A 5,952-nucleotide genomic window follows, 5' to 3' on the forward strand; every position below is an offset into this window, starting at 1 on the left:
CCATGACGATCACACGACGCGCCCTGATGGCCGGAACCGGCGCGCTGGCATTGACCGCGCGCGCCGCGTTCGCCGCGACCCCCGCCAAGGCAACGGGCGCGGCGCGGCCCGACCTGTTCGTCGGCACCGGCGGACATGGCCACACCTTTCCGGGTGCGACATTGCCGTTCGGGATGGTGCAATTGAGCCCCGACACCGATGTCGAGCGGTGGGATGCGTGTTCGGGATATCACCGCACGGACACGTCGATCATGGGGTTTTCGCACACACACCTGTCCGGCACCGGCATCGGCGACATGCTGGACGTGCTAGTGGTGCCGACCGCGCAAAAGGACCGGGACGCGCCGGTGAAGCTGCTGCCCGGCACGCTGGCGGATCCGGGGGCGGGATATCGCCAGCATTTCAGCGCCGAGCAGGCCGAGCCCGGCTATTATGCCGTCACGCTGGAATCCGGCGTGCGATCCGAGCTGACCGTGACCGACCGCACTGGCATCCAGCGCCATGTCTTCCCCGCCGGACCGGGCCATATCCTGGTCGACCTGTCGCACCTGGTGGTCGACAAATGGGACCGCGGCGTCCTGATCGACGAGGCCTCGCTCCAAATCGACGAGGCCGGGTTGCTGACCGGCAGCCGGCGCGTGTTCCGCTGGGCGAAGGGTCGGCGCATCCATTTCGCGATGCAGCTGTCGCGCAAGCCCGACCGGGTGCAATTCTATGGCGACGCGGACGCGCCGGCGCCGGTGGGTGCGACGCGGGTCGCGGGCAAGCGGCTGAAGGTCGGGCTGCATTATGACGATGCGGGCGCGGCGCCGATCCTGATCCGCACCGGCATATCCGCGGTCGACGTGGCCGGTGCGCGCCGCAACCTGTCCATGGAAGCGCGGCATTGGGATTTCGCGCGGTATCGCAGCGCGGCGGCAAAGCGCTGGACCGGGGCGCTGGGCGCGGTGTCTGTGGCGGGCGGGACGCCGGCGCAGCGCACGATCATGGCGAGTGCGCTGTATCACGCGCATATCGGGCCGACGTTGTTTTCCGACGTCGACGGCCGGTATGTCGGGCTCGACCGGCAGGTGCACGCGGTGGGCAAGGGTGCAAAGGCGTATAGCGCCTATTCGCTGTGGGACACGTATCGCGCGCTGCACCCGCTGATGACGCTGATCCAGCCCGAGCACACCGCCGAGATGGTCGGCGACCTGATCCGCCAGACGCAGCAGAGCCCCTATGGCCCCCCGGCGTGGCCGTTGCAGGGGGTGGAGACCGGCTGCATGATCGGATGGCATGCGGTGTCGGTGCTGGCGGAAGCCCGAGCTAAGGGTATTCCGGGCGATTACGCCGCGGCATGGCCGGGCGTGCGACGGCGGTCGTTCGATTTCGCCATGCCCAACATGGACAACAGCCTGGGCATCGAACCCTATGACCGGCTGGGCTATATCCCCGCCGACCAGGTGTTCGAATCCGTGTCGCGCACGATGGAATATGCGTATGACGATCATGCATCGGCAGTGATCGCCGATGCGGCGGGCGCGAGCGCGGATGCGGCGCGATTGCGCAAGCGCAGCGGCAATTGGCGCAACGTATTCGATCCCAGGATCGGCTTTGCCCGGCCGCGCCTGAAGGACGGCAGCTGGACCACGCCGTATGACCCGATCGAGCTGGGCCATTCCAAGAAATGGCGCGATTATACCGAGGCCAATGGCTGGCAGGCGACGTTCCTGAACCAGCACGACGTCTATGGCCTGATCGCCGCGATGGGCGGCGACGCGGCGTTCGAAGCGAAGCTGGACGGCCTGTTCAGCGCGCCGTCGACCCTGCCCAAGGATGCGCCGCCCGACATCACCGGGCTGGTCGGCCAATATGCGCATGGCAACGAGCCGAGCCATCACGTCGCGTATCTGTATGCCTATTGCGGCGCGGCGTGGAAGACGCAGGCGATGGTCCGCCGGCTGCTGACCGAAATGTACGCCGCGGCGCCCGACGGGATCATCGGCAACGACGATTGCGGGCAGATGAGCGCGTGGTTCGTGCTGAGCGCGCTGGGCCTGTATCCGGTCAACCCGGTCAGCGCGCATTACGTGCTGGGTAGCCCGCTATTCGACCGCGCCGAAATGCGGGTGGGAGCGGGCAGGCGGGGGGCGGGCAGGCGGCTGATCGTCGAGGCGCGCGGCAATGCGCCGGACCGGCCGTATGTGCAGCGGGTGACGTGGAACGGGCGGCCGTGGACGAAGAACTGGATCGCGCATGCCGACCTGATCGGCGGCGGACGGCTGGTGTTCGACATGGGCGCGACGCCGAACCGCGACTTCGGCCGCGCGGCGGGGGACCGGCCGCCGGCGCGGTGACGGGGGGCACAGGCCGCCGAGCTTGCCCAGCCGATGGGCGGCGTTCGTCGCGAACCTCCCTTTGCGGAGCGTCCCGTTTCTCTACGTCCACCCGTCGATTTCGGGAAAAGCCGTTCGGGAACACGTTTCGGGAATGGCTCGCACCTACAGGAACGTGCGACCCTTCCGCGTTTGCCCGGCCGTCCCGATGATTCTTCCCTTTTGGGAAAACTGAATTGATCGGTTCCATCCTGCTAGCGGATACTGGAGCACGCCTGTTGGCGTTGATGATGAAAACGGGGGTACGTAGGAGTGGCGATGTATAAGAGCGCGCGGCGAGCCGCCGCCGCGATGCTGTGGTGTATGACAGCCTCGCTGGCCTCAGCGCAGACTGGAACTACGCCTTTTGCTGCGAGGCTGGATCAGGCGCGTACCACGCTACAGGTGGACGAAAGCGGCTTGCACGGGCCGGGCGCAGCCGTGATCGCAGCAGCGGTGGAACAGGCCCGCTATGTGTTGCTGGGGGAAGACCATCTTTCGCGAGAAATACCCAAGTTCACAGTCGGTATGTGTCGGATCATGGCACCGGGTGGCTTGCAGGCGCTAGCCGTGGAAACAGGCCCGGAAGCGGCCGTCGTTGTGAATAGCAATCTTCGCCGTCCGGATCGCGCCACTCGTATTGCCGCGTTTGCCCAGAAATACCCGGACGCAATGGCCTTCCTGAACGGTCGCGATGAGAGCGACATGGCCTCAGAGTGCGCGCGCTTGGCTGGACCCAGTTTCGAGATTTGGGGCCTCGACCAGGAGTTCTTCGGCTCAGCCGGCTACCTCCTTGAACAAATGCTCGCCTCGCATCCGGGGGCGAGTGCGCGTGCTGCCATCGAGAGGTTGGTGGCGCTCGACTGCAGCATGTCAGCCGCTGCGGTTGCGTCCGGCTCGCCGGGCGACCTGTTCATCTACAAAGTAACCGATCAGCAAATAGCGGAAGCTGGCGGCCAGATTGCGCGAGATGGTGGTGAGCGCAGCATAGCCTTGTTCGCCACGCTCGTGGAGACGCGATCGATCTTTCTCGGTCAAAATACTGACGGGTTTGCGTCCAATGGACAGCGAGCCCGCCTTATGAAGCGCCAACTAGTGGGGCATCTGACGGGAGGCCCCAGCCCGTCACGCGTTCTGTTCAAGTTCGGTGATGTGCATATGGCTAAGGGCATCAATAGTCTCGGCCAGCGCGATCTTGGAAACTTTGCTGCCGAACGCGCGGAAGGCGATGGCGCATCGTCTGTCCACATCGCGGTTTATGGAGCGAAGGGTGTCCATGCGCTGTACGGCGGAGTTGGCCGTCAGGTTCGACACGAACCCTTCGTGCTGACCGATGATGCCGATTACGCGTGGCTCAAGGATGCCTTGGCGTCGCCGTCGGGCGACAAGCAGGGCTGGGTACTCATCGACTTGCGCGCTCTTCGTACTAAGCCAGCACGGGACATGCCCGCGCCATGGCGGAAGGCAGCACAGCAATATGACCTGTTGGCGATTGCTCCGGACCTCACGCCTTCATCCCTACTGGGCGCGAAATAGTCTCGTTTATCCAGCCAGTGGCATCCTCGCGGCTGGCAGATAGCGGCTTCCCCGATTGACGATCGTTTTCGAGACGGTCAGGCGCTCAGCGTACGATTCCGAACATCCTCTAGCCTGTCCCCCCTGTCGAAGCCTCGAAGCCGCGTCCGATCAACGAGGACGGAGCCAAATGCGGGCTGGCGGCATCGCGTTCCCTCCGACGGCGTGCGATATCGTCGCGTGCGGTTCTATTCGCGGGCGTCATGCCCTAGGTAGGCCGGAGCGAGGCCGGCGGAGAGTGCAAGGGTGTTGGGATATTACAAGGGATCGCTGATCTTCACGGCGATATGCCTGGCGCTGGCGGCGTGGCTGGGGTGGGAGATCACGCATGCGATCGGCGGGACGCTGGGCGTGTTGTGGATCGTCGCGGTGCTCGGCGTGCTGGAAGTGTCGTTGTCGTTCGACAATGCGGTCGTCAACGCCACCGTGCTGCGCGACATGGACCCGGTGTGGCGCAAGCGTTTCCTGAGCTGGGGCATCATCATCGCGGTGTTCGGGATGCGGATCGTCTTTCCGCTGCTGATCGTCGCGGTCGCGGCGCATCTGGGGCCGATCGAGGCGATCAAGCTGGCAGCGTCCGATCCGGTGACCTACGAACGGCTGATTACCGCGGCGCATGTCGGCATTTCGGGGTTCGGCGGTACGTTCCTGGCGATGGTGGGGCTGGAGTTTTTCCTCGACAAGAACAAGCAGGTCCATTGGATCAGCCTGGTCGAGCGGCCATTCGTGCGTCTGGCGCCGGTGTCGGGGCTGGCGATCGGGCTGGTGCTGATGGCGCTGTACGCGATTTCGCGGACGATCCCGGTGGCGGAGGCGATGACGTTCCTGACCGCGGGGATCTTCGGACTGGTGGCGTACATCCTGGTGCAGTCGATCGGTGCGCTGCTGGGGCAGGACGAGGACGGGCACGCGGATGGCCCGGCCGAAACAGGACACGGCGGCGGCGCGGCGGTGGTCGCGGCGAAATCAGGGTTGGCGGGGTTCTTGTACCTCGAAGTGCTGGACGCTTCGTTCTCGCTCGACGGGGTGATCGGGGCATTCGCGCTGTCGAACAATCTGTTCGTGATCGCGCTGGGGCTGGGCATCGGGGCGATGTTCGTGCGGTCGATGACGGTGATGCTGGTCGATCGCGGGACGCTGACCGAATATCGTTATCTGGAGCATGGCGCATTCTATGCGATCCTGGCGCTGGCCATCATCATGCTGGTGTCGGTGCGGTTCCATATTCCCGAGACGGTGACGGGGCTGATCGGGGCCAGCCTGATCGGGCTGGCGTTCCTGGCATCGGTGCGGAGCAACAAGAAGCACGCCGGTTAGGGGCCGGCAGATCAGGGGATGTGCCGCTTCTCCAGCTTTCGGGCGAGGGTGCGGCGGTGCATGCCGAGGCGGCGGGCCGTCTCCGAGACGTTGAAGCCGGTTTCCGCGAGGACTTCGTTGATCCGTTCCCATTCGATCGTCTTGATCGACGTCGGCCGATCGCCGATCGGCACGCCGGCATCGACGACGGTGGCGAAGGCGCGTTCGATGTCGTCGGTGTTGGCGGGTTTGGCCAGATAGGATGTCGCGCCCAGCTTGATCGCCTGCACCGCGGTGGCGATGCTGGCATAGCCGGTCAGGACGATGATGATCGTGTCGGGATCGTGGGCGTGCAGCGACTCTACACACGACAGGCCCGACGATTGCGCGAGCTTCAGGTCGACCACCGCGAAATCGGGCGTGCGGGTGGCGAGCAGGGCGTCGACTTCGGCGGGGCCGGACGCGACGACGACCGCGTAGCCGCGGCGTTCGAACGAGCGTTGCAGGGTGCGCGCGAAGGTGGCGTCGTCCTCCACGATCAACAGGAGCGGGGCGTCATCCGTCATCGTCGGCGCCCCCCAGCGCGATGGCCGCGAGGGGCAGGCGCAGGGTGACTTCGGCGCCGCCACCGTCCAGATTGCGCGCGGCCAGCGTGCCGCCCAATTTGCGCGCAATGTTGCCGACCAGGAACAGGCCGAGGCCACGGCCCAGTTCCGCCTTCGAG

Annotated in this window: 5 protein-coding genes; 3 read left to right on the top strand and 2 right to left on the bottom strand. The window is 65.6% G+C overall.

All coding sequences use genetic code 11. From position 1 onward, the window contains the following. Positions 1-2 precede the first annotated feature (2 nt). The 3 genes from VF649_RS03195 to VF649_RS03205 all read left to right on the top strand — a co-directional run bounded on the left by VF649_RS03195 (position 3) and on the right by VF649_RS03205 (position 5,249). A complete protein-coding gene (locus VF649_RS03195) occupies positions 3-2,339 on the top strand; it encodes a GH92 family glycosyl hydrolase (RefSeq protein ID WP_331010515.1) in 2,337 nt (778 codons plus the stop codon). Positions 2,340-2,636: 297 nt separating this feature from the next. Further along, positions 2,637-3,893, top strand: a complete 1,257-nt coding sequence (locus VF649_RS03200) for a hypothetical protein (protein ID WP_331010516.1) — start codon at positions 2,637-2,639, stop codon at positions 3,891-3,893. A gap of 285 nt (positions 3,894-4,178) precedes the next feature. Next, positions 4,179-5,249, top strand: coding sequence for a DUF475 domain-containing protein (locus VF649_RS03205; RefSeq protein WP_331010517.1), 1,071 nt, complete (start codon positions 4,179-4,181; stop codon positions 5,247-5,249). Between the two features lie 11 nt (positions 5,250-5,260). Here VF649_RS03205 and VF649_RS03210 read toward each other — a convergent pair whose 3' ends face one another. Both VF649_RS03210 and VF649_RS03215 read right to left on the bottom strand, forming a co-directional pair. After that, entirely contained in the window at positions 5,261-5,794 is a 534-nt protein-coding gene (locus VF649_RS03210) for a response regulator transcription factor (RefSeq protein WP_331010518.1), read from the bottom strand. Next, complete coding sequence (locus VF649_RS03215) at positions 5,784-5,939, bottom strand: ATP-binding protein (protein ID WP_331010519.1); 156 nt, start codon at positions 5,937-5,939, stop codon at positions 5,784-5,786. Before VF649_RS03215 ends, VF649_RS03210 begins: the two co-directional genes overlap by 11 nt. Positions 5,940-5,952 lie beyond the last annotated feature (13 nt).

This window comes from Sphingomonas sp. (genome assembly GCF_036387535.1).
GTDB lineage: Bacteria > Pseudomonadota > Alphaproteobacteria > Sphingomonadales > Sphingomonadaceae > Sphingomonas_R.

Excerpts from the sequence above, each read along its gene's own strand:
- VF649_RS03195 (WP_331010515.1), top strand. The coding sequence starts at position 3 with ATGACGATCACACGACGCGCCCTGATGGCCGGAACCGGCGCGCTGGCA.
- VF649_RS03200 (WP_331010516.1), top strand. The coding sequence starts at position 2,637 with ATGTATAAGAGCGCGCGGCGAGCCGCCGCCGCGATGCTGTGGTGTATG.
- VF649_RS03210 (WP_331010518.1), bottom strand. The coding sequence starts at position 5,794 with ATGACGGATGACGCCCCGCTCCTGTTGATCGTGGAGGACGACGCCACC.